Genomic DNA, 25,550 nt, shown 5'->3' with positions numbered 1-25,550 from the left:
TCCACGGGTGCCCCGCATCCCATCCGAGAAGAAAGAGGCGACGTGGCCGAACACGTGATCGCGATCGATCAGGGGACCACCTCGACCCGGGCGATCGTGTTCGACGCCCGAGGATCCGTCGTCACGAGCGCACAGCGCGAGCACGAGCAGATCTTCCCCAAAGCGGGTTGGGTCGAGCACGACCCCGAGGAGATCTGGACCAACACGTCGTGGGTCCTCGAAGCGGTGCTGGAGCAGTCCGGCCTCTCCGCGGGCGACATCGCCGGCATCGGCGTGACCAACCAACGCGAGACCGCTGTGGTGTGGGACCGTCGCACCGGACGCCCGATCGCCAACGCGATCGTGTGGCAGGACACCCGAACCCAGCCGCGCGTCGACCGTCTCGCCGCCGACGGCGGCGTGGACCGCTTCGCCGGGACGACCGGGCTTCCGCTGGCCACCTACTTCTCCGCCTCGAAGATCGCTTGGATCCTCGACAACGTCGAGGGCGCCCGCGGGGCCGCCGAGGGCGGTGACCTGCTGTTCGGAACGCCTGACTCGTGGGTGATCTGGAAGCTCACCGACGGGCGCGAGCACATCACCGATGTCACCAACGCCAGCCGCACGCTGTTGATGGATCTCGAGACCCTCGATTGGTCGGACGAGATGCTGCGGATGTGGGACATCCCCCGTTCGATGCTGCCCGGCATCCGCCCGTCTTCCGCCGTCGTGGGCGAGGTGGTCGAGCCCGCCCCGGCCGCCGGGATCCCGATCGCGGGGATCCTCGGCGATCAGCAGGCGGCGACGTTCGGCCAGGCCGCCTTCGAACCGGGGGAGTCGAAGAACACGTACGGCACCGGGAACTTCCTGCTCGTGGGCACCGGCACCGACATCGTCCGTTCGGGCAACGGTCTCATCACCACCGTCGCCTACCGGATCGGTGAGGAGCCGGCGCGCTACGCCCTCGAGGGGTCGATCGCGGTGACGGGATCGCTCGTGCAGTGGCTGCGGGACAACCTCGGCCTCATCCGCTCCTCCGACGAGGTCGAGGAGCTCGCCGGAGGCGTCGACGACGCCGGCGGCGCATACTTCGTGCCGGCCTTCAGCGGGTTGTTCGCCCCGCACTGGCGTCCGGATGCGCGCGGGGCCATCGTCGGGCTCACCCGCTACGTCAACCGGCATCACATCGCTCGCGCGGCCCTCGAGTCGACCGCCTTCCAGTCGTGGGATGTCATCGAGGCCGTCGAGGCCGACACCGGCCACCCGCTCGAGGAGCTGCGGGTGGACGGCGGCATGACGAAGAACGACCTCCTCATGCAGTTCCAGGCCGACATCCTCGGCATCCCGGTCGTGCGCCCGCAGGTGGTCGAGACCACGGCGCTCGGCGCGGCCTACGCGGCCGGCCTTGCCACCGGAGTGTGGGCCGACCACGACGAGCTGCGGGCGCATTGGCGCGAGGACCGCCGGTTCGAGCCGCGCATGAGCACCGACGAGCGCGACCGGCGACGTCGGCTGTGGCGCAAGGCCGTGTCGAAGTCCCTGGACTGGGTCGACGACGACGCGCGCGTGCTCATGGGCACGACCGACGACGGCGGGTCACTTCAGCAGTCGTGACAGGCGGCGATCGGCGAGGATCTTGCCGCCGGTCTGGCACGTCGGGCAGTACTCGAGGGAGTTGTCGGCGAAGAAGACGCTGCGCACCTCGTCGCCGCAGACCGGACACGCCTCGCCGCGCCGGGCGTGCACCTTCATGCCGCGGCGCTTGGCGTCCTTGAGGTCGGCCGGTGGCTTCCCCGACGCGGCGGCGAGGGCCTCCGCGATCGTCGCCTGCATCGCCTCGTACAGGTGCGAGACGGTGTCGGCGTCGAGCGACGACGCCAGCGCGTAGGGCGACATCCGCGCGGCGTGCAGGATCTCATCCGAGTAGGCGTTGCCGATCCCGGCGATGAGGCTCTGGTCGCGCAGCACGCCCTTGATCTGCGTGCGACGACCGGCGAGCACGCCCGCGAGGGTGTCGACGGTGAAGGCCGGATCGAGCGGGTCGGGCCCGAGACGGGCGACGCCGGGCACATCCGCCGGGTTCCGCACGACCGACACCGACAGCGACTTCTTGGTGCCCGCCTCGGTGAGGTCGAAGCCGGACCCGTCCGACAGGGCGACGCGCGCGGCGATGGGGGACTTGCCCGGGCGGAGAGCCGTCGCCGGCAGGGCGTCGTACCAGCGGAGCCATCCGGCCTTGGCGAGGTGGAACACCAGGTGCAGGACGGCGTCATCCGTCGTTGCGGTGGGGGTGGCTGTGGCAACGTCGGTTGTGGCTGGGGCGGTTGGGGCGGTTGCGGTGGTTGCGGCGACGTCGAGGAACTTGCCGTGTCGACTCACGCCCGTGATCTCCGCGCCGTGCAGCGACTGCACCGGCGGGTCGTAGGTCTTCAGGGCCGCGATGTTCGTGACGGTGACTTTGGTGACGGTCAGTCCGGTGATCCGCCCGTCGAGGTAGTCGACGAGTCCCTGCACCTCCGGCATCTCGGGCATGCCCTCATCCTGGCACGGCGGGGCGGCCGCTGGGCGGACAGGGGTCGGCGGCGGGGCGCGGGCTGGTGCCGGCCGCCGGATCGCGGGAGGGATCCGTCAGGCGGGCGTCGGCGGGTTGGCGCGTGGCGCGACGAGGTCAGGACGCGGTCGCCGACGGCTCCAGGATCGGCCACGGCTGCGGGGAGCGGTCATCGCCCGGCAGCAGGCCGGCGAGCCACGCATCTTCCCGGCCGCGGTGGCTGGGGAGCGCCATCCGCGACATGCCTTCGAAGTGGAATCCGAGTGCGCGAGCGGCACGTGCCGAGGCGAGGTTGCCGACCGCGGCGCGCCATCCGATCCGTGCGTAGGCGCCACCTGCCGGGTCCAGCCCCCAGTCGAGCGCGGCCCGGGCGGCTTCGACGAGCACGCCGCGGCCGCGCGCGGCGGGCGCGATCCAGTATCCGAGTTCGGCGGAGTCCGCGGACGTGCGGTTCAGCCCCACGACGCCGAGCAGTGCCGTGCCCTCGCGGATCGCCCACGTCTGCTCGACGCCGGTGCGCCAGCGATCTTCGGCTCCGGTGCAGAACTCCTCGGCGTGGTGTCGCTCGTACGGCGCGGGCACCGTCGTCCACCGTTGGATCTCCGGATCCTGGCATGCGGCGAACACGGCGTCGACGTCGGCCGCCTCCGGCGCCGTCAGCACGAAGCGTTCGGTGGCCAGGTCGACGGCGCGCATCTCCCCACCCTACGTCGCCCTCCCATTCCTCCGCCCTGCGTCGCTCTCCCATTCCTCCGCCCTGCGTCGCCCTCCCATTCCTCCGCCCTGCGTCGCCCTCCCATTCCTCCGCCCGCCTGCCTGCCCAGTTGCCCCGTCCGTCTCCTGCCCAGTTGCCCCGTCCGTCTCCTGCCCGGAACCCCGTCCGTCTCCTGCCTGGCTGTCCCGTCTGTCTCTCGCTACGTTGGTGCCCCAACTCAGGCTGTGAGGCGCCAGACGGTGCCAACACGCCGCTAGCGGTGATTCTCAGCCTGAGTTGGTGCTCAGGAGTGCGGGGAAGGTGATGCCAGGGCGGCACGCTGCGGCGCTGCCCTGCCGTCCCGCTGCCCGGTTCCCGCCTCGTGTCTCCCGCCCGGTTCAATCACCCACCCGGCACGTCTCTCCGTGCGGCTCCCCGACCGTCAGCCCTCTTGTTCGTGACCCAACTCAGGTTGGGAGGTGCGGGACGGCGCCGACACGCCGCTGGCGGTGGCCCTGGACCTGAATTCGTGCACGCCGCACCGCCCGTTCCCCCGTCCGGGCTCCATGCGCCCCCGCACCCGATCCGGTGTCCCAACTCAGGCTGAGACGGACGGGGACGGGGTGACACGCCGACGGCCGTGGCGCGCAGCCTGCGTTCGGGCACGTGTTCCCCTGCACAGGCGCCGTCGTGATGCAGGTCATCCCCAGGCGAAGGCGGCATGGCGTGAGCGGGCGCGAGGGGCCGCGACGATGCTGGTCATGCACACGGACTGGCGGACATGGACACGCGCAGAGCTCACGACGGAAGGGATGTCGCGCCGCGCTATCCGCGCCGCAGTCGATGATGGTGTGCTCGTCCGCGCCCGTCGAGACCGTTACCTCCCGTCGTCCGCTCCAGCCGACCTCATCCGAGCCGTGCGGGTCGGTGGGCGACTGACCTGCCTCGCTCTCTTGCGGCTCCTCGAGGTCTTCGTGGTCACCGGCGAGGGGCTGCACGTGCACCTTCCGGGGAACGCGAGTCGCATGCGCTCGCCCCACGACCGATTCACTCCGCTCAGGGGCCGAGTCTCGGCGGGTGTCGTGCTCCATTGGCTGCCGCTCCTTCGTCCACTCGGCACGGGTGATGTTTGTGTGGATGTGGTGGATGCGCTCGTCCACGCCGTGCTCTGCCAACCCGCCCGTCACGCTGTCGCGACGCTCGACAGTGCGCTTCATCGTGGCCTTGTCGGAGCGTCTGAGATCGCTGAGATCTTCGCCGCGCTTCCGGCGAAATACGGCATCGTCCGCGATCTCCTCGACGGGCGGGCCGAGTCCGGCAGCGAGACACTCATGCGGTTGATGGTGCGGGCGACAGGAGCGACCTATGAGCTGCAGGTGGTGATGCGCGGGATCGGGCGGGTCGACCTCGTCGTCGACGGCTGGCTCGTGATCGAGTGCGACAGCGAGGAGTTCCACTCGTCGTGGCGTCAGCAGCTGAAGGATCGGCGCCGCGATCTCGCGCTCGCGCAACGTGGATACGTGACCTGGCGCGTCACCGCCGCCCAGATCATGTACCAGCCCGACGAAGTCGCCGCAGGGCTGCGTGGGCTGCTCGCTTCCCGCCGCGACGGTCGTATCAGCACCGGGGCGTGAGGTCCCATCGTCCCGGTTGCGGCGCCAGCTGCGGTGGCGGTGCCTGCATGGCACGTACTCAGGCTGTGCCGCGCGCCGCTGATCGGCCGCCGCGTCATGACGCAGGAAACCTCGGGCGGCGATGTGTTCAGCCTGAGTCCGGGCACGTGGCGGGTGGGTCGAGGCGGGCGGTTCCCATCAGGGAGCGACGGCCGGGCGGCGGGGTCGCTCGGCGGGTAGTCCGGTGGAGATGCCGGCCGCGAGGCACGTACTCAGGCTGTGCGACGCGGGCGCGGGGCACAGCCGCGTCACGACGCGGTGACGCCGGAAGCTGGCGCTCGCTCAGCCTGAGTTCGTGCACGAGGCGGGGCGGCACGTGGCGAGGTGGCACGTGGCGAGGCGAGGCGGCGCGATCCACCACCCTGGCGGCCCGAGCACGAGGCGAGGTGGCACGAGGCGAGGTTGCACGAGGCGGGGCGGCACGTGGCGAGGTGGCACGAGGCGGGGTGGGATCGAACCGAGCCGCATCGCACCGGCGCCGCCGCCCACGGCGGGCCGCACCGCACCACGCCGCTACCCGCGGCTCAGACGCGGCGGAGGAGGCCGATCTTGTCGTAGACCGCGGCCAGCGTGCGGTCGGCGACCTCTTCGGCCTTCGCGGCGTTGGCCGCCAGGACCCGATCGAGCTCGGCCGGGTCATCGAGCAGGGCCAGCGCGCGCTCGCGGACCGGTCCGAACTCCGTCACGACGACTTCGGCGAGGGCCTTCTTGAAGTCGCCGTAACCGCGGCCGGAGAATTCGTCTTCGATCGCCGGAATCTGTCGCCCCGTGAGCGCCGCGAAGATCACCAGCAGGTTGGAGACGCCGGGCTTGTTCTCGCGGTCGTACCGCACAGCACCCTCGGAGTCGGTGACGGCGCGCATGATCTTCTTCGCCGATGCCGCCGGGTCGTCGAGCAGCCACAGAACCCCGGCGTCGGACTCGGCGGACTTCGACATCTTGGCGGTCGGGCTCTGCAGATCGTAGATGCGCGCGGTGTCCTGCTGGATGACCGGCATCGGCACCTGGAAGGTCTTGCCGAAGCGCGAGTTGAAACGCTCCGCGAGATCGCGGGTGAGCTCGACGTGCTGCTTCTGGTCGTCACCGACCGGCACGATGTCGGTCTGGTAGAGCAGGATGTCGGCGGCCATCAGCACCGGGTAGGTGAACAGCCCGACCGACGTCGCGTCGCTGCCGTAGCGGGAGGACTTGTCCTTGAACTGCGTCATGCGGCCCGCCTCGCCGAAACCGGTGACGGTGGAGAGCACCCAGGCGAGTTCAGCGTGGGCGGGCACGTGCGACTGCACGTACAGGGTCGACTTGGCGGGCTCGATGCCGGCGGCGATGTACTGCGCCGCCGTGCGACGGGTCTTCGCGCGCAGTTCGGCCGGGTCGTTCGGCTGGGTGAGCGCGTGCAGGTCGACGACGGAGAAGAACGCCTGATACGACTCCTGCAGGTCGCGCCACTGCATGAGAGCCCCGATGTAGTTGCCGATCTGGAGGGAGTCGGCCGAGGGCTGCATTCCGGAGTAGAGGCGCGGTTTGTTCACCCGACAATCCTATGGGCGCGCTCGCCGGCTCATTCGCCGGACCCGGTGAACGGCGCCACCGGGAGCGGCGCGGCAGCGCCGACGAACGCGACGATCTGGTGCGCGCCGGGGTTGGTCTGCACCGGGACGTTCTCCCAGTTGTTGGCGACCCACACGTTTCCGGATGGATCGACGGCGAGGCCGGTGTTGCGGGTGAATCCGTCGAAGGCGTAGCCGGTGTCATCGGGCGAGATCGCCTCGCCGGTCTCCAAACCGCGCGGGCAGGTCTCGGCCTGCGCGCCGCAGAACGCCGACAGCCGCTGGTCGGCGAAGTTCGCGACCCACACGTTTCCGTCGCCGTCGGTCGTGACCCCCCACGGGCGGGTCACACCGCCGCCTGTGAACGCGGATGAGACGGTCGACCCGTCGGCACTGATCATCGACACCGAGGGAGTGCCTTCGGCGTCGGCCGGACGCTCCGGGCACGGCAGGGTCGTCGTGCCGGAGTTGGCCACCCAGACGTTGCCGTCGGCATCGGTGGCCAGCCCCATCGGGTTCTGGAAGCCGGGGTCGGTCAGCGGCGAGCCGTCGACCGGAGTGCCGTCGCGGTCGAGCACGGCGACGGTGTTGTTCGCGATCCCGCTGACGAAGATGTGCTCGCCGTTGTCGACGACGTCGAACGGCTGCTCGAGTCCGAGATCGGCGAAGTTCTCGGCTGCCTCCGGATCACCGCCCGGATACACCGAGACGGAGTCGTTCCCGCAGCTGGCGATCCACACGTCGCCGTTGTCGGACACCTCGATGCCCTGCGGCCAGCTGAGGTCGCCCGCCGTGAATCCCGTATCGGGGGAGAGTGCCTCACCGTCGTACGTGAACAGCGACATGCTGTTGTGCGGCGGCTGTTCGTCTTCGGGGCACCCGGGTGCGGCGGCGGCGAACCCGAAGTTGCTGAACCAGAGCAGACCGTCCGCGGTGAACTCGATGCCGTATCCCGAGCCCGACAGGCCGCCGCCCTCGTATGTCTCCAGGAGAGCACCGGTCGGCGAGAATTTGAACATCTGGTCGCTGCCGCACACCGGGGTCTGCGGGTCGGCGTTGTACTCGTAGTTGTTGTTGATCCAGATGTTGCCGTCGGGATCGATGGCGAAGTTCCCCGGTCCGGCGAGGTCGGTGCCGTCGCCGTCGAAGCGCAGCGCGAGCGTCCACGCCGCGGGGGCCGCATTCAGCCCGGGGCGGTCTCCCTGCTCGAGCTGCGAAAGCTCGAAGAGCTCCTCGGCCGCGGCAGACGGATCGCGGGCGATGGTGGCGATCGCCGACGCCATCGACGCGGTGTCGTCGACGCCCGCAGCCGCGTACACGTCGTGGCACACCTCGCGATCGACGAGGCAGGCGCCGACGATGTTCGACAGCGACGTGAAGGCCGGCAGCGTCTGCGTCTCGTACGCGTTCGGCGAGGTCATCAGCACCTCACCGTAGGCGCCGGTCACCGGATCGGCGAGGTTGCCGGCCATTGCGGTCGCGTTGGCGAGGCCCGGGTTCTCGCCCGAGGGGAGCTCGCGTCCGAAGAACTGGGCGAGACCGTACGCGGCCGCCACGGTGGTGCGTTCGTTGAGGGTCATCTCGGTGAGGTCATCGGATGCGCTCACCGCGACCAGGTCGGCCCGCTCGGCCCCGCCGTGCGCGGCTTCGACGAGCAGGATGCGGTCCTCGGGGAGCGTGACCGGATCGAGGTGGAAGGCGCCGTCGTCGTCGGTGGTGGTTCGCCCGAGCTCGATCGGCTCACCGGAGCCGACGGCCCATGCCGTCAGCGCCCAGTCGCCCGTGTCGGCGCCCTCGACGACGGGCGCGACGTGCCCGTGAAGACCGTCGTCGGACGATTCGTCGGATTCGGCCGCGGTGCACGCGGTCAGTGCGACGGCTGTCGCAGCCAGCAATGCGATGGCGACACGCGCGTGCGCACTCCGATAACCCATCCGTACCTCCCAGTGGTCGTCATGGTCCGGGCCCACCCTATCGGCGTCGACCACCTCGGAGACGAGGAAACATAGCGAGCCGTGACGCCATAGTTATCGATCGCGTCCGCCGCCCCAACCGCCCTCCGTCAGAGCACGGTCAGACGGATCCGACCCGATAGTCCGCGATCACCGGCGCGTGGTCGCTCCAGCGGGTGTCCCACGTGGATGCGCGATCGATGCGATAGCCCTCGACCCGGTCGGCGAGCTCCGGGGTGGCGAGGTGGTAGTCGATGCGCCATCCGGTGTCGTTGTCGAACGCGCGACCGCGCATGGACCACCACGTGTATGGCCCCTCCACGTCGCCGTGGTGACGGCGGCCGACGTCGACCCAGCCGAGGCCGGTGCCGCGTGTGCCGTCGACGGCCTCGACCTCGGCGCCTTCAGCGGCGAGCCACCGGTCGAAGTAGGCGCGCTCGCGGGGGAGGAATCCGCTCTTCTTGCGATTGCCGCGCCAGTTCTTGATGTCGAGTTCCCGATGCCCGACGTTGAGGTCGCCCATGACGAGGGAGAGCGGGGATGCGGCGCGAAGCGCCGGGAGACGCTCGTCCATCGCGTCGAGGAAGGCCCACTTCTCGTCCTGGCGGGGAGTGTCGGCCTCGCCGGTGTGCACGTAGGCGCTGACGACCGTGAGACTCTCCCCGGCGACGACGAGGTCCGCCTCGATCCAGCGGCCGGCGGAATCGAAGGCGGGCGCGCCCAGCTCGGTGCGCACGGCGGCCACGGGGGTGCGGGTGAGGATCGCGACGCCGGCGCGTCCCTTCGCCGTCGCCTCGTCGGCGACGATCTCCCACCCGGGCAGCGCGTTGGCGAGCTGGTCGGCGTCGGCGCGCACCTCCTGCAGCGCGAGCACGTCGACTTCGGTGGCGTCGAGCCATTCGATCATCCCCTTGCGGACGGCGGCCCGGATGCCGTTGACGTTGACGGAGGCGATGCGGAGGAGCTCAGACACGCCCGCCAGCCTAACGGCGACATCCGACATGCCCGCCGCGACGGCGCTACTCGAAGAGGGAGCCGCGCTTCGGCGGTGGGGGAGCGGAGCGCTCGACCTCGGCCAGCTCCTTCTCGGCATCGGCCACCGCCCGGCGCGCGGCGATGCGCCGGTACCAGGGCGCCGAGGCGGCACCCGCACGCGCGCTGCGCAGGCGCACGCGCGCCGCGGTGAGGAGCGCCGCGTGCTCCGCTGCGAGTCTCTCTTCCTCGGTGCGCTGCAGAATCGGCAGGTCCTCGTCGGTGGCGGCCACCGCCATCCACGAGGACGCCACCAGGATGATGACCCCGATGATGCGGAACCACAGCAGCAGCCCGACGAAGATCGCGAACGTCGCCAGCAGCGGGTTGGAAGGCGTGTAGATCAGCAGCCAGCCGGCTCCGATCTGCAGCACCGTGATCGCGGCGCCCCCGAGCACCGCGCCGGGGATGATCTGCCGCCACCGCAGCGAGGTGCCGGTGAGGAACTTCACCAGCGACGCGAGCGCCGCCGAGAACAGCAGGAACGACACCAGCAGCGCCGCAGCCTGACCGAGCACGTTGTAGATCGTCGACGTCGTCGGCCATCCGAGCAGGTCGAACAGCAGTCCGAGCGCCCACGTGCCCACGAAGCCGAGGCCCGATCCCACCAGGAGTGCGGCCCCGAAGATCGCCGAGGCCAGCAGATCCCTCGCCTTGAGCAGGAAATAGCTGCGGCGGTCCGGGGGGATGCCGAAGATGTCGCGCACGGCGCGGCGGGCGAACGTGATGAACCCGATCGCCGTCCAGATCAGGGTGACCAGCGCGACGATGCCGGTGATGCCGAGCACGCCCGCGCTGCTGGTGGCGATCTCGGTCACCTGCGCCGTGGTGAACAGGCCCTCGCCGTCGTCGCTGATGAGGTCGGGGATGTAGCTGTTGATCGCGCGGATCATCGCGTCGATCGCCTCGGGACTTCCGCCGAGCCACAGGCCCGCGACCGCGAAGGCGACGTAGATGGTGGCGAAGATCGCGAACAGCGCCTGGTAGCTCACGCCCGCGGCGAGGAGGAATCCGTTGTGCTGCAGGAAGTGCCGCCACACCCGAACGGGGAACCACGCGAGCGTCTTGCGCGTGAGGGTGGTCGCGCGCCCGATCGGCTCTTCGAACCTCTCGCGCAGCACCTCCTGCGTGGATTCCCACCGCGCCCGGAGCGTCTGCTCCTCGTGGGTCGCCTCGGCGACGGTCATCTCACGCGGATCCCCGGTGCCGGGGCTCTCCGGATGACCGTGCCGCGAGCGTCTCACACCCTCAGACTATGACGCGACGAGGGCGCCCCTCACGCGCCGCCGCGCAGGACCGCCTGCTTGACCTCGGCGATCGCCTTGGTCACCTCGATGCCGCGCGGGCACGCCTCGGTGCAGTTGAAGGTCGTGCGGCACCGCCACACGCCTTCCTTGTCGTTGAGGATGTCCAGCCTCACGTCGCCCGCGTCGTCGCGCGAATCGAAGATGAACCGGTGGGCGTTGACGATCGCGGCCGGCCCGAAGTACTGGCCGTCGGTCCAGAACACCGGGCACGACGACGTGCACGCCGCGCAGAGGATGCACTTGGTGGTGTCGTCGAAGATCGCGCGGTCCTTGATGGACTGCACGCGCTCCTTGCCGGGCTCCGGGGCCGAGTTCGAGATGAGGAAGGGCTGCACCTCGCGGTACGAGGCGAAGAAGGGCTCCATGTCGACCACGAGGTCCTTCTCCAGCGGCAGGCCCTTGATCGCCTCGACGTAGATCGGCTGCGAGATGTCGAGGTCCTTGATGAGCGTCTTGCACGCCAGGCGGTTGCGACCGTTGATGCGCATCGCGTCGGAGCCGCAGATGCCGTGGGCGCACGAGCGGCGGAAGGTCAGCGAACCGTCGACCTCCCACTTGATCTTGTGCAGCGCATCCAGAACACGGTCGGTCGAGAACAGCTCGACGTCGTAGTCGACCCAGCGCGGCTCGGCGTCGACCTCGGGGTCGAACCGGCGGATGATGAAGGTGACGAGGAACGCCTGCACCCCGGTGTCGTCGTCCGCCTCGATGTCGGCGATGGCGTCGGGGTCGACCAGTGCGGTTGACATCAGTACTTCCTCTCCATCGGCTGGTAGCGGGTGATCACGACGGGCTTCCAGCCCAGCGAGATGTGATCGTCGGCGTGCGACGAGTGGGGGTCGCCGGTGAGGTACGACATGGTGTGCTGCATGTAGTTCTCGTCGTCGCGCTTGGGGAAGTCGTCGCGCATGTGCCCGCCGCGGCTCTCCTTGCGGTTGCGGGCCGCGACCACGACGACCTCGGCGATGTCGAGGAGGAACCCGAGCTCGACGGCCTCGAGAAGGTCGGTGTTGAACCGCTTGCCCTTGTCGTCGACGTGGATGTTCTTGAACCGCTCGCGGAGCTCCTCGATCGTCTCGAGCATCTCGCCGAGCGACTCGTCGGTGCGGAAGACCTGGGCCTTCTTGTCCATCTCGTCCTGCAGCGTCTTGCGCAGCACCGCGATGCGCTCCGTGCCGGTGCCCGCGCGCAGGCCCTCGATCAGGTCGCGCACGGCGCCGGCGGGATCCTCGGGGAGCGGCACGAAATCCGCGTCCTGCACGTAGGCGACGGCGTTGCGCCCGGCGCGCTTGCCGAAGACGTTGATGTCGAGCAGCGAGTTGGTGCCCAGGCGGTTCGAGCCGTGCACCGACACGCAAGCGCACTCGCCGGCGGCGTAGAGGCCCGGCACGACGGTGTCGTTGTCGCTGAGCACTTCGGCCGCGACATTGGTCGGGATGCCGCCCATCGCGTAGTGCGCGGTCGGCATCACCGGCACCGGCTCGACGACCGGGTCGACGCCGAGGTACGTGCGGGCGAACTCGGTGATGTCGGGGAGTTTGGTCTCGAGCACCTCGGCGCCCAGGTGCGTGCAGTCCAGGAGCACGTAGTCCTTGTGGGGCCCGGCGCCGCGGCCCTCCGCGACCTCCTGCACCATGCAGCGGGCGACGATGTCGCGCGGGGCGAGGTCCTTGATCGTCGGGGCGTAACGCTCCATGAAGCGCTCGCCCGACGCGTTGCGGAGGATCGCGCCCTCGCCGCGGGCGCCCTCGGTGAGCAGGATGCCGAGGCCGGCGAGGCCCGTCGGGTGGAACTGGAAGAACTCCATGTCCTCCAGCGGCAGGCCCTTGCGCCACACGATGCCGACGCCGTCGCCGGTGAGCGTGTGGGCGTTGGAGGTCGTCTTGAAGATCTTGCCGAACCCGCCGGTGGCGAAGACGACCGCCTTCGACTGGAACACGTGCAGGTCGCCGGTGGCGAGCTCGTACGCGACGACGCCGGAGACCTTGGTCGAGCCGTCGGCATCCTTCACCGTCAGCAGGTCGAGCACGTAGAACTCGTTGAAGAAGTTGATGCCGAGCTTGACGCAGTTCTGGAACAGCGTCTGCAGGATCATGTGACCGGTGCGGTCGGCCGCGTAGCACGCGCGGCGCACGGGGTTCTTGCCGTGCTCGGCGGTGTGCCCGCCGAAACGGCGCTGGTCGATCTTGCCCTCGGGGGTGCGGTTGAACGGAAGCCCCATGTTCTCGAGGTCGATGACCGCGTCGATGGCCTCCTTCGCGAGGATCTCGGCCGCGTCCTGGTCGACGAGGTAGTCGCCGCCCTTGACGGTGTCGAAGGTGTGCCACTCCCACGAGTCCTCTTCGACGTTGGCGAGGGCCGCGGCCATGCCGCCCTGCGCCGCGCCGGTGTGGGATCGCGTGGGGTAGAGCTTGGAGATGACCGCGGTCTTCGCGCCCGGGCCGGCCTCGATCGCCGCCCGCATGCCGGCGCCGCCGGCGCCGACGATCACGATGTCGAACTGGTGGTAGTGGACGCCGTCCTTGACGTAGCTGTCCGCTGTCTCAGTGGTCACAGGCTTGTTGTTCCGTCTCTGAAGGGTTCTCGTCGCTCACGCGGCCTGGCAGTCGGCCCAGAGGAGGCTCTCGGGCGTGACGCCGAGGCACGGGTCGAAGGTGAAGACCACCAGGGTGCCGAGGACGATGAGGAAGCCCGCGGCGAGCCACACCGCCCACACCAGCACGCTGCGCGTGGTCTTGTGGGTCACGTAGTCGTTCACGATGGTGCGCATGCCGTTCGCGCCGTGGATGAGTGCGAGCCACAGCATGAGCACGTCCCACCACTGCCAGAACGGGCTGGCGAGCTTTCCGGCGACGAACGCGAAGTCGATCTGGCGGATGCCGGTGCCGGTCATGAGGTTGACGAACAGGTGGCCGAAGATGAGCACAACCAGCAGCACGCCCGAGGCGCGCATGTACATCCAGCCCCACTTCTCGAGGTTGCCGCGACGGCGGCTGACCGGGCGGGCCGAGCGCGGGTCGGCGATGGTCGCGGACATCAGTGGCCCCCTCCCAGGTCGGAGAAGACGTTGATGAGGTGACGCGGAACGAACCCGGCCATCGTCACCGCCCAGAGCCCGAGGACTCCCCACCACAGTTGCCGCTGGTAGCGCGCGCCCTTGGACCAGAAGTCCACGAGGATGATGCGCAGCCCGTTGTAGGCGTGATAGGCGATGGCGCCGACCAGGGCGACCTCGCCGATGCCCATCAGCGGGTTCTTGTAGGCGCCGATGACGATGTCATAGGCCTCGGGCGACACGCGGATCAGCGACGTGTCGAGCACGTGCACGAGCAGGAAGAAGAAGATCGCGACACCGGTGATGCGGTGCAGGACCCAGGACCACATCCCCTCGTTGCCGCGATAGAGGGTTCCTCGGGGCACTCGCGATGTCGTCTGCGACACCGTCGGTACCTCGCGTGCTGGAGCAGACACGGTCGTCCTCCCTGGACTCGTACACGGTGAGGGCGGTATGCCCCTTCGGGGACCACGGTCCCCTGCGTCACGCGGGCGCTGTCCCAGCTTATTCGGCGCCGCGGGATTCCGGCGATTAGGGCGACCTAACTCTCTCGACGTCGAGAGATCTGTCCGGCCGGGTGGAACGACACATCCCCGACACTCACGACCGCTACCCTTGCCGCATGCCTGAGCCGATCGCCGACTTCTACGCCGTCATCCCCGCCGGAGGGATCGGCAGCCGCCTGTGGCCGCTCTCGCGCGCCGACGCACCGAAGTTCCTGCACGACTTGAGCGGCTCGGGGCAGACGCTGCTGCGCGACACGTGGGACCGCCTGGAACCGCTCGCCGGCGCCGAGCGCATCTCGGTGGTGACCGGTCGCGCGCATCGCGCCGCGGTCGAGCAGCAATTGCCGGGGATCCCGGACAAGAACGTCTTCCTCGAGTCCGAGCCCCGTGACTCGGCCGCCGCGATCGGACTGGCCGCCGCCATCCTGCACCGTCGAGAGCCCGACGTGATCATCGGATCGTTCGCGGCGGACCACGTCATCCGCGTGCCGCACCTGTTCGACTGGGCGGTGCGGCAGGCCGTGGAGACGGCTCGCAAGGGATACGTCTGCACGATCGGCATCCAGCCCTCGGAGGCGTCGATCGGCTTCGGCTACATCAAGAAGGGCGACGGCATCGTCATCGACGGAGCGCCCGAGGCGGCCCTCGTGCAGAGCTTCGTGGAGAAGCCCGACCTCGACACCGCCCGGGCCTACTTCGACGACCGCTCCTACCTGTGGAACGCCGGCATGTTCATCTCGCGCGCGGACGTGCTGCTCGCCGAGATCGAGGCCAACCAGTCGGAGCTGCACGCCGGGCTCATGGAACTCGCCGAGGCGTGGGACGACCGCGAGCGCCGGGGGCCCGTCGTCGACCGCGTGTGGCCGTCGCTGACGAAGATCGCGATCGACTACGCCGTGGCCGAGCCGGCCGCCGCCAAGGGCGCCCTCGCGGTCATCCCGGGGCACTTCGACTGGGACGACGTGGGCGATTTCGCCAGCCTCGCCAAGCTCAACTCCCACGGCCGCCACAACGACCTCGCGATCCTCGGGGAGAACGCGCGCATCCTGTCCGATGCCGCCAGCGGCATCGTGGTGAGCCAGACGTCTCGCGTGATCAGCCTCATCGGCGTGCGCGACATCGTGGTCGTCGACACCGAGGATGCGCTGCTGGTCACCACGAGCGAGAATGCGCAGCGGGTGAAGGGCGTCGTCGACGCGCTCAAACTCTCCGGTCGGGGCGACGTGCTGTGACCGGCGCTTCAGCGCTTATTGCGGGTTTGTAACCATTCGTCGGTGACTGTGCCCGCTCTCTGTCGATTCGCCTTCGCACTGTGTAACTTGATGCAGTCCCCGTGAGAGTCACGGGACCTGTATGTGGAGGCTGAGTTGACCATCTCACGCACCAAGAAGCTCGTCGGCGCCACAGCCGCCGCGGGCCTGCTCGTCGCCCTCGCCGGCTGCGGCTCGGCCCCCGAGGACGACACCACCGACACCGCCGCCGAGGGCATGTCCGACTTCAAGGCCTGCATGGTCTCTGACGAGGGCGGCTTCAACGACAAGTCCTTCAACCAGCTGGGCCTGGCCGGCCTCGAGCAGGCGAGCGACGAACTCGACTTCGAGATCGCCACGACCGAGTCCGCTTCGGCGAGCGACTACGAGGCGAACCTCGACAACCTCGTTGCCGAGGGCTGCGAATTCATCGTCTCGGTCGGCTTCCTGCTGAGCGCGCCGACGGTCACCGCGGCCCAGGCCAACCCCGACGTCGAGTTCGCCATCATCGACGACTGGGCCGACAACGACTTCGACGGCGAGACCGACGCCCCGAACATCAAGCCGCTGGTCTTCGACACCGCGCAGGCCGCCTTCCTGGGCGGATACGCCGCCGCCTCGTACACCGAGTCGGGCAAGGTCGGCACCTTCGGTGGGGCCAAGATCCCGCCGGTGACGATCTTCATGGACGGCTTCCAGCTCGGCGTGGAGTACTACAACGAGCAGAACGGCACCGAGGTCGAGGTCGTCGGCTGGGACATCGAGTCCCAGGAGGGCCAGTTCACGGAGGAGTTCGCCGCGAACGACCGCGCCAAGCAGGTCGCCCAGGGCATCATCGACCAGGACGTCGACGTGCTCCTGCCCGTCGGCGGCCCGATCTACCAGTCGGCCGCTGAGGCGATCCGCGACTCCGGCGGCGACATCGCCCTGATGGGTGTCGACGCCGACGTCTACGAGACCGACCCGTCGGTCGCCGACCTGCTGCTGCTGTCGATCCTCAAGGGGATGGACGTCGCCGTGTACGAGGCCGCCGTGCAGGCGGCCAACGACGAGTTCGACGTCACCCCGTTCGTCGGAACCCTCGAGAACGACGGTGTCGGCATCTCGTCGTTCCACGACTTCGAGGACATGGTCGACCCCGACCTGGCTGCGGAGCTCGAGGAGATCCGCGCGGGCATCATCGACGGTTCGATCGACGCCACGTCGCCCGCTTCCCCGTAAGCGGCGCGGAAACACCCCCGGCGGCCGGGCAGATGCGTGCATCTGTCCGGCCGCCTGTCGAATCGATAGATTGGCGGATATGACGCTCGAGCTTCGAGGGATCACCAAACGCTTCGGCTCACTGGTGGCAAACGACCACATCGACCTGGTGGTCGAGCCGGGAGAGATCCACTGCCTCCTGGGCGAGAACGGCGCCGGCAAGAGCACGCTGATGAACGTGCTGTACGGCCTCTACACCGCGGAGGAGGGCGACATCGTCATCGACGGCGAGGTGCAGCACTTCTCCGGACCGGGCGACGCGATGGCCGCGGGCATCGGCATGGTGCACCAGCACTTCATGCTCATCCCGGTCTTCACCGTCGCCGAGAACGTCATGCTCGGACACGAGGACACCACGGGCATCGGTGCTCTGGACCTCGACAAGGCCCGTTCCCACGTGAACGAGGTCGCCGCCCGCTTCGGCTTCCAGATCGACCCCGACGCGCTCGTCGGCGACCTGCCGGTCGGGGCGCAGCAGCGCGTCGAGATCATCAAGGCGCTCTCGCGCGACGCGAAGGTGCTCGTGTTCGACGAGCCCACCGCCGTCCTCACGCCCCAGGAGACCGACGAGCTGATGGGCATCATGCGTCAGCTGCGCGACGAGGGCACATCCATCGTCTTCATCACCCACAAGCTGCGGGAGGTCCGCGAAGTGGCGGATCGCATCACCGTCATCCGCCTCGGCTCGGTCGTCGGCGAGGCCGCGCCGACCGCCTCCAACGCCGAGCTCGCCTCGCTCATGGTCGGCCGGGCCGTCGAGCTGACGGTGCAGAAGGATGCGCCGCAGCTGCGCGAGGGAGGACTCGTCGTCGAGAACCTCCGCGTGGTCGACGACACCGACCAGATCGTCGTCGACGACATCACCTTCACCGTGCGACCGGGCGAGGTGCTCGCGATCGCGGGGGTGCAGGGCAACGGTCAGACCGAGCTCACCGAGGCCATCATCGGTCTGCAGCGCAAGCTCACCGGCTCGATCTCCCTCGACGGCGAGGAGCTGGTCGGCAAGACCGTCAAGCAGATCATCGACGAGGGCGTCGGGTTCGTGCCGGAGGATCGCAAGGTCGAAGGGCTCGTCGGCGAGTTCAGCGTCGCCGACAACCTCATCCTCAACCGCTCCAGCGGAGCGCCGTTCTTCGCCGCCGCGACGCTCAAGCGCGGGGTGCTGCGGGAGTTCGCGGAGGAGAAGATCGCCGAGTTCGACATCCGCACCCAGGGCCCGGACCTCGCCGCCGGCCGGCTGTCCGGCGGAAACCAGCAGAAGGTCGTGCTCGCACGCGAGCTCAGCCGCGACCTGAAGCTGTTCGTCGCCTCGCAGCCGACGCGCGGCATCGACGTCGGGTCGATCGAGTTCGTCCACAAGCGCATCGTCGCCACCCGCGACGCCGGCGTTCCGGTGATCGTCGTCTCCACCGAGCTGGATGAGGTCTCCGCGCTCGCCGACCGCATCGCGGTCATGTACCGCGGACGCATCGTGGGCATCGTGCCCGGCGACGCGCCGCGCGAAGTCCTCGGCCTCATGATGGCCGGAGAGAAGCCGCCCGTCGCGGCGGCCGATGAGGAGGTCACCGCGTGAGCGGCCAGAGCCCCGAGAGCAGCAGCCTCGGCCCCGGCGGGAGCGACCCCGTCCTCACCCGCACCGCCGCGGGTGAATCCGCCAGCCAGACACCCGCCGGCGACACGCCACCGCCGCCGCGCCAGAACCAGGTGATCCGGGAGATCCTGCGCGGCAACATCGTCACCACGATCCTCGCGATCGTGCTGGCGATGCTGATCGGCGGCATCCTCGTCGCCCTCACCGACCCCGAGGTGCAGTCCGCGGCCGGCTACTTCTTCGCGCGGCCGCAGGACACCGTCATCGCCGTGTGGCAGTCGTTCGCGGGCGCGTACTCGTCGCTCTTCCGCGGTGCGATCTGGAACTACGAGGCCGACACGTTCGTGCGTGCGGTCAAGCCGATCACCGACACCCTGAACTTCGCCACACCGCTCATCGCGGCTGGTCTCGGCGTGGGCCTGGCGTTCCGGGTCGGCCTGTTCAACATCGGTGCGCGCGGTCAGATGCTCATCGGCATCGCCGCCGCCGCGACGGTGGCGACCACGGTGCAGGCGCCGCTGCTGATCCACCTGCCGCTGACCATCGCGGCGGGGCTGCTCGGCGGTGCGCTGTGGGGCGGTCTCGTCGGATTCCTCAAGGCCCGCACCGGCGCGCACGAGGTGATCCTGACGATCATGCTGAACTTCGTGGCCTTCTACTTCGTCGCGTGGCTGCTGGCCACCCCCGGGCTGCTCCAGCGGCCCGGCGGCACGCAGCCGATCTCGTCGCCGACCCCGGTGACCGCGCAGTTCCCGTCGCTGTTCCCGGCGCCGCTGTCGGTCAACTGGGGCTTCATCGTCGCCATCGCCGCAACGGCCTTCGTGTGGTGGCTGGTCGAACGGTCCAGTCTCGGGTTCCGGATGCGCGCGGTCGGCGAGAACCCGTTCGCCGCGCGTGCCGCCGGCGTGAACGTCGAGCGGATCATCTTCTACGCCATGGCCTTCGCCGGTGCCCTCGCCGGCCTCGCGGGCGTCAACCAGATCTCCGGAACGATCACGAGTGGCTTCGGCAGCGGCATCGACGCGGGCATCGGCTTCGACGCCATCACGGTCGCGCTCCTCGGCCGCAGCAAGGCCTGGGGCGTCTTCGCCGCGGGCATCCTGTTCGGTGCGCTGAAGGCCGGCAGCTTCACGATGCAGGTGGCGCAGGACATCCCCGTCGACATCGTGGTGGTCGTGCAGGCGCTCATCGTGCTTTTCATCGCGGCGCCGCCGCTGATCCGCACCATCTTCTTCCTGCCCAAGGACGACAGCGAGCTCTCCGCGAAGCGACGAGCCCGTCGCGCGGCGAAGGCGGGTGCGGCATGAGCATCGACACGAGCCTTCCGACCTCCGCCTCCGGTGGCGCGATCGTGCGCGAACGCGTGAGGAAGCGTCACTTCAAGCTGCCGATCACCCTCGCCGTGGCGACCGCCCTGATCTGGCTCATGGCGTTCGTCTTCGGTCGCGACGGCGTCAGCACCTATCGCCTCGGCGACCGCACCGCATCCATCGACCTGGGCGACATCGGCGTCCCGACCGCGCCGGCGGTCACCATCTGCGCGATCGTCCTCGCGCTGCTCACCGCGTACGCCTTCTGGGCGGTGGCGACCTTCCGCAAGGTCGGGCTGTGGGTGCCGATCGTCTTCGCGCTGCTGGCCGTCTTCGCATTCCTCACGTGGTCTGCCGCGGGCGGGCTGGTACCGGTCACCGGGCTCCTGTTCGGGGCCGTGTCGCTGTCGGTTCCGCTCGTGTTCGGCGCACTGGGCGGTGTCATCGGCGAGCGGGTCGGCGTGGTCAACGTCGCGATCGAGGCGCAGTTCCTCTTCGCGGCCTTCAGCTCGGCGGTCATCGCCTCGATCACCGGATCGGTGCTCCTGGGACTCGTGGGCGCCCTCGTCGCGGGCGCCCTCGTCGGCGCCGTGCTCGCCGTGTTCTCCATCAAGTACCTCGTCGAGCAGGTGATCGTCGGTGTCGTGCTGAACGTGCTCATCACCGGCCTCACGAGCTTCCTGCACGGCGCGCTGCTGAACCCGAACTCCGAGGCGCTCAACTCGCCGCCGCGGTTCCCGCGGGTGCCGATCCCGTTCCTGTCGGAGATCCCCATCCTCGGTCCGGTCGTCTTCAACCAGACCCTGATCGTCTACATCATGTACCTCGCCGTGCCGCTGGTCGCGTGGGGGCTGTACAAGACCCGATGGGGACTGCGGCTGCGGGCGGTCGGCGAGCATCCTCAGGCGGCGGACACCGTCGGGATCAAGGTGAACCCGACCCGCTTCTGGAACGTGCTGCTCGCCGGTGCCATCGCCGGGATCGGCGGGGCGTACTTCACGCTCGGCTCGGTCGGCTCCTTCGACAAGGAGATGACCGGCGGCCTCGGATTCATCGCGCTCGCGGCGGTCATCTTCGGCGGCTGGGACCCGGTGCGGGCGACCCTCGCCGCCCTGCTGTTCGGGTTCACCACGAACCTCGAGACGCTCCTGACGAACCTGGGCTCGCCCATCCCGTCGGAGTTCATGGCGATGCTGCCGTACATCGTGACCGTGCTGGCCGTGGTCGGCTTCGCCGGGCAGGTGCGGGCACCCGCCGCCGCGGGCAAGCCGTACATCAAGGGATGAGGACATGACCGACATCGATTGGGACGTGCTGCGCGCGGCCGCGACCGAGGCGATGCAGCGCGCCTATGCGCCGTATTCGCGCTTCAAAGTGGGGGCGGCGGCCCTCGTCACCGACGGCCGCATCGTCGCGGGCTGCAACGTCGAGAACGCGTCGTACGGGGTCACCCTGTGCGCGGAGTGCGGGCTCGTGTCCGAGCTCCACATGTCCGGCGGCGGTCAGTTGGTGGCGTTCGTGTGCGTCGACGGCGAGGGCCAGACCCTCATGCCGTGCGGTCGTTGCCGCCAGCTGCTCTACGAACATGCCATCCCCGGCATGCTGCTCGAGACCGTCTCCGGCATCCGCACCATCGACGACGTCCTGCCCGACGCGTTCGGGCCGCGCGACCTCGCCCCCGAGCGCACCACGGAGATGCCTTGAGCGACCACACCTCCCATGCCGCCGTCGAGCCCCATGACGCCGTGGACGTCATCCGCGCCAAGCGCGACGGGGGCGCGGTCGACGAGGATGCCCTGCGGTGGATGATCGACGCGTACACGCGCGGCTACGTCTCCGACGCGCAGATGTCGGCGTTCACGATGGCGATCCTTCTGAACGGCATGGAGCGCGATGAGATCCGCGTCATGACCGACGCGATGATCGCATCCGGCGAGCGGATGAGCTTCTCCGGCCTCGGCAAGCTCACTGTGGACAAGCACTCGACCGGGGGAGTCGGCGACAAGATCACCCTGCCGCTGGCGCCGCTGGTCGCCTCGTTCGGCGTCGCCGTGCCGCAGCTGTCGGGCCGCGGTCTCGGTCACACCGGAGGGACCCTCGACAAGCTCGAGTCGATCCCCGGTTGGCGTGCGGCGCTGTCGAACGATGAGCTGTTCGCCCAGCTGGCCGGTGTCGGCGCGGTCATCTGCGCCGCGGGCTCGGGGCTCGCGCCGGCCGACAAGAAGCTCTACGCCCTGCGCGATGTCACCGGCACCGTCGAGGCGATCCCGCTCATCGCGTCGAGCATCATGTCGAAGAAGATCGCCGAGGGTACCGACTCCCTCGTGCTCGATGTGAAGTTCGGCTCCGGGGCGTTCATGCGCGACATCGACCGCGCACGCGAGCTCGCCCGCACGATGGTCGCCCTCGGCACCGACTCGGGCGTGTCGACCACCGCGCTGCTGACCGACATGAACACCCCGCTGGGCCTCGCGATCGGCAACGCGAACGAGGTGCGCGAATCCGTCGAGGTGCTCGCCGGGGGCGGACCCGCCGACGTCGTGGACCTGACCGTCGCGCTGGCGCGCGAGATGCTGGCCCTGGCCGGTCAGCCGGACGCCGACGTCGAGAAGGCGCTCGCGGACGGCCGGGCGATGGATGCCTGGCGCGACATGATCTGCGCGCAGGACGGCGATCCCGACGCGGCGCTGCCTGCTCCGAAGGAGACGCACGTCGTCACCGCGCCCGAGGACGGATACGTCGCGAGGCTCGACGCGCTGTCGTTCGGTGTCGCCGCGTGGCGGCTGGGCGCCGGGCGCGCTCGGGCCGAGGACCCGGTCGTGCACGCGGCCGGCATCGACTTGCATGCCAAACCGGGCGATCGGGTGCGTCGAGGTCAGCCGCTGTTCACGCTGCTCGCCGACGATGCCGCTCGCTTCGACCGCGCTCTCGCGGCCCTGGACGGCGCGTGGGACATCGCCGCGGAGGCCACCGTGGCCTCGCCGATCGTGCGTGAGCGCATCACGGCCTGATCCGCCCTCCCACCGCGCCTGCGCAGGCGCTACTGTCGATACCGCCCACCCCCAGTCGAGGAGAACGTCCATGCCCATCGAACCCGACGGCGACGCGCGCCTGCAGGGCGTCTCTCTGCGCGGACTCCCCAAGGTCTCGCTGCACGACCACCTCGACGGCGCGCTGCGCCCGGCGACGATCGTCGAGCTCGCCGACGACATCGACCTCGACCTGCCCGCCGATGACGCCGACGAGCTCGCGGACTGGTTCGCCGACAAGAGCGATTCGGGCTCGCTCGTCGAGTACCTGAAGACGTTCGACGTGACCACGGCGGTGATGCAGACCCGCGAGGGGCTCACGCGGGTGGCGCGCGAGTTCGTCGAGGATCTCGCCGCCGACGGCGTCATCTACGGCGAGGTGCGCTGGGCGCCCGAGCAGCACCTGGCCCGCGGTCTCTCGCTCGACGAGGTCGTGGAGGCCGTGCAGGAGGGCATCGAAGAGGGCGAAGATGCCGCCGAGAGCGCCGGCCGCGACATCCGTGTCGGGCAGCTGGTCACGGCGATGCGCCACGCCGATCGCTCGCTGGAGATCGCCGAGCTCGCCGTTCAGTGGCGCGGGCGCGGGGTCGTCGGCTTCGACATCGCCGGTGCCGAAGACGGCTTCCCGCCGTCGAAGCATCGCGAGGCGTTCGACTTCCTCGCGTCGCGATTCTTCCCCACGACGGTGCACGCGGGCGAGGCGGCCGGGCTCGATTCCATCCGCTCGGCCCTCATCGACGGGCGCGCGCTGCGGCTCGGGCACGGCGTGCGGCTGGCCGAGGACCTGCGGGTCGTCTCGCGCGAGGGCGACGAGGTGCAGGTGCAGTTCGGCGAGCTGGCGCGCTGGGTGCGCGACCGGGAGATCCCGCTCGAGCTGTCGCCGTCGTCGAACCTGCAGACCGGCGCGATCGCGCAGTGGGGCGAGGAGATCGAGGACCACCCCTTCGACCTGCTGTACCAGCTCGGGTTCGCGGTGACCGTCAACGTCGACAACCGCCTGATGAGCCGCACTTCGCTCACGCGGGAGCTGCAGGTGCTCGCGGAGACCTTCGACTACGACCTCGCCGACCTCGAGGCGTTCCAGCTGAACGCCGCCGCGGGCGCCTTCTTGACCGTGGAGGAGCGCGAGGAGCTCATCGAGCTGATCGCCGAGGGCTTCGAGCGCTGACCCGCCACCCGCGCGCGGTGTAGCTTCGAGCGCGCTGCCGCGCCGCGGCCGTCCCTCCGCTCCGCCCCGCCGCGCCGCTCCGCCCCGCCGTGCCGCGGTGCCACGGCCGTTCCCCGCGCCGCCGTGCCGCGGTGCTCCGCTCCGTCAACCCCGCGGCCGACGCCGTTCACAACTCCTCAAGAACGCGGCCCCACAGCCTGATCCCGGGCGCTGCGGGGTGCGCCAGTCGCGCGGTTGCGGAGTTGTGAACGCATCCGGCCGATGAGCGAAGCTCGCCGCGTCACGCGACCCGACCGTTCACAACTCCTCAACGGCGTGTGCGCCAGCGCCGATCGCGCCACACTTGTGTCTTCGGACGCGGATTCTTGAGGAGTTGTGAACAGTGCGGAGCGGCCGTCGGACAGCACGGGGCGTCGACGCGCGGGTGTGACGCGTCCGTGAGGGTGATCAGCGGCGAGGCGGATGTGCGAGGACGGCGGCGACCTGGCGCCGCACCGTGTCCCGCCGGTACATGATGTCTTCGGCGAGCGGCCGGACCGTCGTATAGCCGAGGGCCGCTGCGGCGAGGTCGCGTCGCCGGTCCCGCTTCTGCGCCGCCCAGTCCTCGTGGTGCTCCTTGCTGTCGCACTCGATGATCAGCCAGCCGTCGACCACGAAGTCCACGCGGCCCACACCCTCGATCGGCACCTGCACGTCGAACCGGCATCCGAGCGTGCGCAGCAGAAGGCGCATGAGCGACTCGGGCCCCGATTCGCACCGCCGGTCGAGCAGCCCGCCCAGGCGCCGGAACCGGCGCGGCAGGCGGGCGAAGATCTGGGCGAGGTCATCGCCGCCGATGAGCCGATGGTGCCAGGCGCTGTCGAGCGTCGCCACCGCCGCGCGCGGCGATTGGCAGCGGCAGGACTGCGCCAGGGCCTCGATGAGGTCGGCTGCGACCGCGTCCCGCGCGCCGCAGCGGGGTCGCCAGTGCGCCACGACGAGCGAGGGGCGGACGGGGAGCCGACTCGCGCCGTGATCCAATTGCACGTGGAGCCGAGTATCGTCCAGGACGAAGACACCGAGAGCGGTCAGCAGCGACACGCAGTCGAGCCGGGCGCCGAGCGTCGCCGCGTCGACGAGCGCCGCGTCGGTCGTGGTCGGCAGGTAGCGTCCGCGGCGGGGCCGCAGAATCCACCCGCGGCGCACGGCCTCGGTGATCGCGCGCCCGGTCATCCCTTCGCGGCGCAGGCTCGCCCGTGACATGAAGGTCGCACTGAGGAGCTCGGCGGCGCGCTCGCGAGGTGTCGGCATGCCCGAACTCAACTCGCTTCGGCGCGTCACGCCCGGCGCTCGCCCTCGATCCGGGGATGGCGGCGTCGCCGGCCCGGTTGGGGAGGGCGAGTGGCGTCCGGACGGCGCGTCCGAGGTCGGATGCTGCCGCGGCAGCGCCGTTCACAACTCCGCAAGGACGAGGCATCCGGCAACGCGAGGACGCCGCACACGCGCGTGGCGCTTCGGATATGAGGAGTTGTGAACGGCCGAGCAAGGGCGCGCCACGCAGGAGCGCCGCCACGAGCGCCACCGCGGGCCCGCGGCCGCCGCCGCGCTGCCGCGGGCGGGTGCGGCCCGCTCTGCCGCGGCCGCGCTGCCGCGGGCGGGTGCGGCCC

Annotated in this window: 21 protein-coding genes; 10 read left to right on the top strand and 11 right to left on the bottom strand. The window is 69.8% G+C overall.

Annotated features, from left to right (window positions below; genetic code table 11):
• The first annotated feature begins 42 nt into the window (after window positions 1-42).
• Window positions 43-1,593 (top strand): glycerol kinase GlpK, encoded by a 1,551-nt coding sequence (glpK, locus tag B3S45_RS07210; RefSeq protein ID WP_194383567.1) that lies wholly within the window; start codon window positions 43-45, stop codon window positions 1,591-1,593.
• Here the strand turns inward: glpK and B3S45_RS07205 are convergent.
• Window positions 1,576-2,511 carry a DNA-formamidopyrimidine glycosylase family protein gene (locus B3S45_RS07205; RefSeq protein ID WP_194383566.1) on the bottom strand — a complete coding sequence of 312 codons (936 nt, stop codon included), beginning with the start codon at window positions 2,509-2,511 and terminating at the stop codon, window positions 1,576-1,578. The two genes, glpK and B3S45_RS07205, sit on opposite strands and share 18 nt — an antisense overlap.
• A gap of 136 nt (window positions 2,512-2,647) precedes the next feature.
• A complete protein-coding gene (locus B3S45_RS07200) occupies window positions 2,648-3,226 on the bottom strand; it encodes a GNAT family N-acetyltransferase (protein WP_286718480.1) in 579 nt (192 codons plus the stop codon).
• Window positions 3,227-4,306: 1,080 nt separating this feature from the next.
• Between B3S45_RS07200 and B3S45_RS07195 the strand changes: the two genes are divergently transcribed.
• Window positions 4,307-4,858 (top strand): endonuclease domain-containing protein, encoded by a 552-nt coding sequence (locus B3S45_RS07195; RefSeq protein WP_286718478.1) that lies wholly within the window; start codon window positions 4,307-4,309, stop codon window positions 4,856-4,858.
• 563 nt (window positions 4,859-5,421) lie between these two features.
• Here B3S45_RS07195 and trpS read toward each other — a convergent pair.
• The 8 genes from trpS to sdhC all read right to left on the bottom strand — a co-directional run bounded on the left by trpS (window position 5,422) and on the right by sdhC (window position 14,206).
• A complete protein-coding gene (gene trpS, locus B3S45_RS07190) occupies window positions 5,422-6,426 on the bottom strand; it encodes a tryptophan--tRNA ligase (protein ID WP_286718476.1) in 1,005 nt (334 codons plus the stop codon).
• Between the two features lie 29 nt (window positions 6,427-6,455).
• Window positions 6,456-8,378, bottom strand: a complete 1,923-nt coding sequence (locus B3S45_RS07185; RefSeq protein WP_286718473.1) for an NHL repeat-containing protein — start codon at window positions 8,376-8,378, stop codon at window positions 6,456-6,458.
• A gap of 139 nt (window positions 8,379-8,517) precedes the next feature.
• On the bottom strand, window positions 8,518-9,369 hold the full coding sequence (locus B3S45_RS07180; RefSeq protein WP_286718471.1) for an exodeoxyribonuclease III: 852 nt from the start codon (window positions 9,367-9,369) through the stop codon (window positions 8,518-8,520).
• A 46-nt stretch (window positions 9,370-9,415) separates the two neighbouring features.
• Window positions 9,416-10,672 carry a YihY/virulence factor BrkB family protein gene (locus B3S45_RS07175; RefSeq protein WP_286718468.1) on the bottom strand — a complete coding sequence of 419 codons (1,257 nt, stop codon included), beginning with the start codon at window positions 10,670-10,672 and terminating at the stop codon, window positions 9,416-9,418.
• Between the two features lie 32 nt (window positions 10,673-10,704).
• A complete protein-coding gene (locus B3S45_RS07170; RefSeq protein WP_071044685.1) occupies window positions 10,705-11,484 on the bottom strand; it encodes a succinate dehydrogenase iron-sulfur subunit in 780 nt (259 codons plus the stop codon).
• A complete protein-coding gene (sdhA, locus tag B3S45_RS07165) occupies window positions 11,484-13,289 on the bottom strand; it encodes a succinate dehydrogenase flavoprotein subunit (RefSeq protein WP_286718464.1) in 1,806 nt (601 codons plus the stop codon). Before sdhA ends, B3S45_RS07170 begins: the two co-directional genes overlap by 1 nt.
• A gap of 36 nt (window positions 13,290-13,325) precedes the next feature.
• A complete protein-coding gene (locus B3S45_RS07160; RefSeq protein WP_286718463.1) occupies window positions 13,326-13,772 on the bottom strand; it encodes a succinate dehydrogenase hydrophobic membrane anchor subunit in 447 nt (148 codons plus the stop codon).
• The gene (gene sdhC / locus B3S45_RS07155) at window positions 13,772-14,206 is read right to left on the bottom strand and encodes a succinate dehydrogenase, cytochrome b556 subunit (protein WP_194383562.1); all 435 of its coding nucleotides are present in this window, start codon (window positions 14,204-14,206) and stop codon (window positions 13,772-13,774) included. The genes B3S45_RS07160 and sdhC overlap by 1 nt, the downstream gene beginning before the upstream one ends.
• A 206-nt stretch (window positions 14,207-14,412) precedes the next feature.
• Between sdhC and B3S45_RS07150 the strand changes: the two genes are divergently transcribed.
• The 8 genes from B3S45_RS07150 (at window position 14,413) to B3S45_RS07115 (ending at window position 23,904) form a co-directional block, all read left to right on the top strand.
• Complete coding sequence (locus B3S45_RS07150; protein ID WP_286718460.1) at window positions 14,413-15,528, top strand: mannose-1-phosphate guanylyltransferase; 1,116 nt, start codon at window positions 14,413-14,415, stop codon at window positions 15,526-15,528.
• Window positions 15,529-15,663: 135 nt separating this feature from the next.
• Complete coding sequence (locus B3S45_RS07145) at window positions 15,664-16,767, top strand: BMP family lipoprotein (RefSeq protein ID WP_286718457.1); 1,104 nt, start codon at window positions 15,664-15,666, stop codon at window positions 16,765-16,767.
• 79 nt (window positions 16,768-16,846) lie between these two features.
• Window positions 16,847-18,379 carry an ABC transporter ATP-binding protein gene (locus B3S45_RS07140; RefSeq protein ID WP_286718454.1) on the top strand — a complete coding sequence of 511 codons (1,533 nt, stop codon included), beginning with the start codon at window positions 16,847-16,849 and terminating at the stop codon, window positions 18,377-18,379.
• Window positions 18,376-19,704 (top strand): ABC transporter permease, encoded by a 1,329-nt coding sequence (locus B3S45_RS07135; RefSeq protein ID WP_286718451.1) that lies wholly within the window; start codon window positions 18,376-18,378, stop codon window positions 19,702-19,704. Before B3S45_RS07140 ends, B3S45_RS07135 begins: the two co-directional genes overlap by 4 nt.
• Window positions 19,701-20,993, top strand: a complete 1,293-nt coding sequence (locus B3S45_RS07130) for an ABC transporter permease (protein WP_286718449.1) — start codon at window positions 19,701-19,703, stop codon at window positions 20,991-20,993. The genes B3S45_RS07135 and B3S45_RS07130 overlap by 4 nt, the downstream gene beginning before the upstream one ends.
• Before the next feature lie 4 nt (window positions 20,994-20,997).
• Window positions 20,998-21,411, top strand: a complete 414-nt coding sequence (locus B3S45_RS07125) for a cytidine deaminase (protein ID WP_071044694.1) — start codon at window positions 20,998-21,000, stop codon at window positions 21,409-21,411.
• Window positions 21,408-22,718 carry a thymidine phosphorylase gene (locus tag B3S45_RS07120; RefSeq protein WP_286718445.1) on the top strand — a complete coding sequence of 437 codons (1,311 nt, stop codon included), beginning with the start codon at window positions 21,408-21,410 and terminating at the stop codon, window positions 22,716-22,718. The genes B3S45_RS07125 and B3S45_RS07120 overlap by 4 nt, the downstream gene beginning before the upstream one ends.
• Before the next feature lie 70 nt (window positions 22,719-22,788).
• Window positions 22,789-23,904: an adenosine deaminase gene (locus tag B3S45_RS07115; protein WP_286718442.1), complete on the top strand. Its 1,116-nt coding sequence runs from the start codon at window positions 22,789-22,791 to the stop codon at window positions 23,902-23,904.
• Window positions 23,905-24,351: 447 nt separating this feature from the next.
• On the opposite strand, the gene B3S45_RS07110 is transcribed toward B3S45_RS07115, so the two are convergent.
• Window positions 24,352-25,194, bottom strand: a complete 843-nt coding sequence (locus tag B3S45_RS07110) for an endonuclease domain-containing protein (RefSeq protein WP_286718440.1) — start codon at window positions 25,192-25,194, stop codon at window positions 24,352-24,354.
• Between the last annotated feature and the right edge of the window lie 356 nt (window positions 25,195-25,550).

The organism is Microbacterium sp. UBA1612 (assembly GCF_002321605.1).
Classification (GTDB): Bacteria; Actinomycetota; Actinomycetes; order Actinomycetales; family Microbacteriaceae; genus Microbacterium; species Microbacterium luteum.
This window is presented reverse-complemented; position numbering and strand designations above follow the sequence as displayed.

Coding starts and splice junctions, on each gene's coding strand:
- B3S45_RS07205 (WP_194383566.1), bottom strand. CDS start 2,511: ATGCCCGAGATGCCGGAGGTGCAGGGACTCGTCGACTACCTCGACGGG.
- B3S45_RS07200 (WP_286718480.1), bottom strand. CDS start 3,226: ATGCGCGCCGTCGACCTGGCCACCGAACGCTTCGTGCTGACGGCGCCG.
- B3S45_RS07185 (WP_286718473.1), bottom strand. CDS start 8,378: ATGGGTTATCGGAGTGCGCACGCGCGTGTCGCCATCGCATTGCTGGCT.
- B3S45_RS07170 (WP_071044685.1), bottom strand. CDS start 11,484: ATGTCAACCGCACTGGTCGACCCCGACGCCATCGCCGACATCGAGGCG.
- B3S45_RS07160 (WP_286718463.1), bottom strand. CDS start 13,772: ATGTCCGCGACCATCGCCGACCCGCGCTCGGCCCGCCCGGTCAGCCGC.
- B3S45_RS07150 (WP_286718460.1), top strand. CDS start 14,413: ATGCCTGAGCCGATCGCCGACTTCTACGCCGTCATCCCCGCCGGAGGG.
- B3S45_RS07140 (WP_286718454.1), top strand. CDS start 16,847: ATGACGCTCGAGCTTCGAGGGATCACCAAACGCTTCGGCTCACTGGTG.
- B3S45_RS07130 (WP_286718449.1), top strand. CDS start 19,701: ATGAGCATCGACACGAGCCTTCCGACCTCCGCCTCCGGTGGCGCGATC.
- B3S45_RS07125 (WP_071044694.1), top strand. CDS start 20,998: ATGACCGACATCGATTGGGACGTGCTGCGCGCGGCCGCGACCGAGGCG.
- B3S45_RS07115 (WP_286718442.1), top strand. CDS start 22,789: ATGCCCATCGAACCCGACGGCGACGCGCGCCTGCAGGGCGTCTCTCTG.
- B3S45_RS07110 (WP_286718440.1), bottom strand. CDS start 25,194: ATGCCGACACCTCGCGAGCGCGCCGCCGAGCTCCTCAGTGCGACCTTC.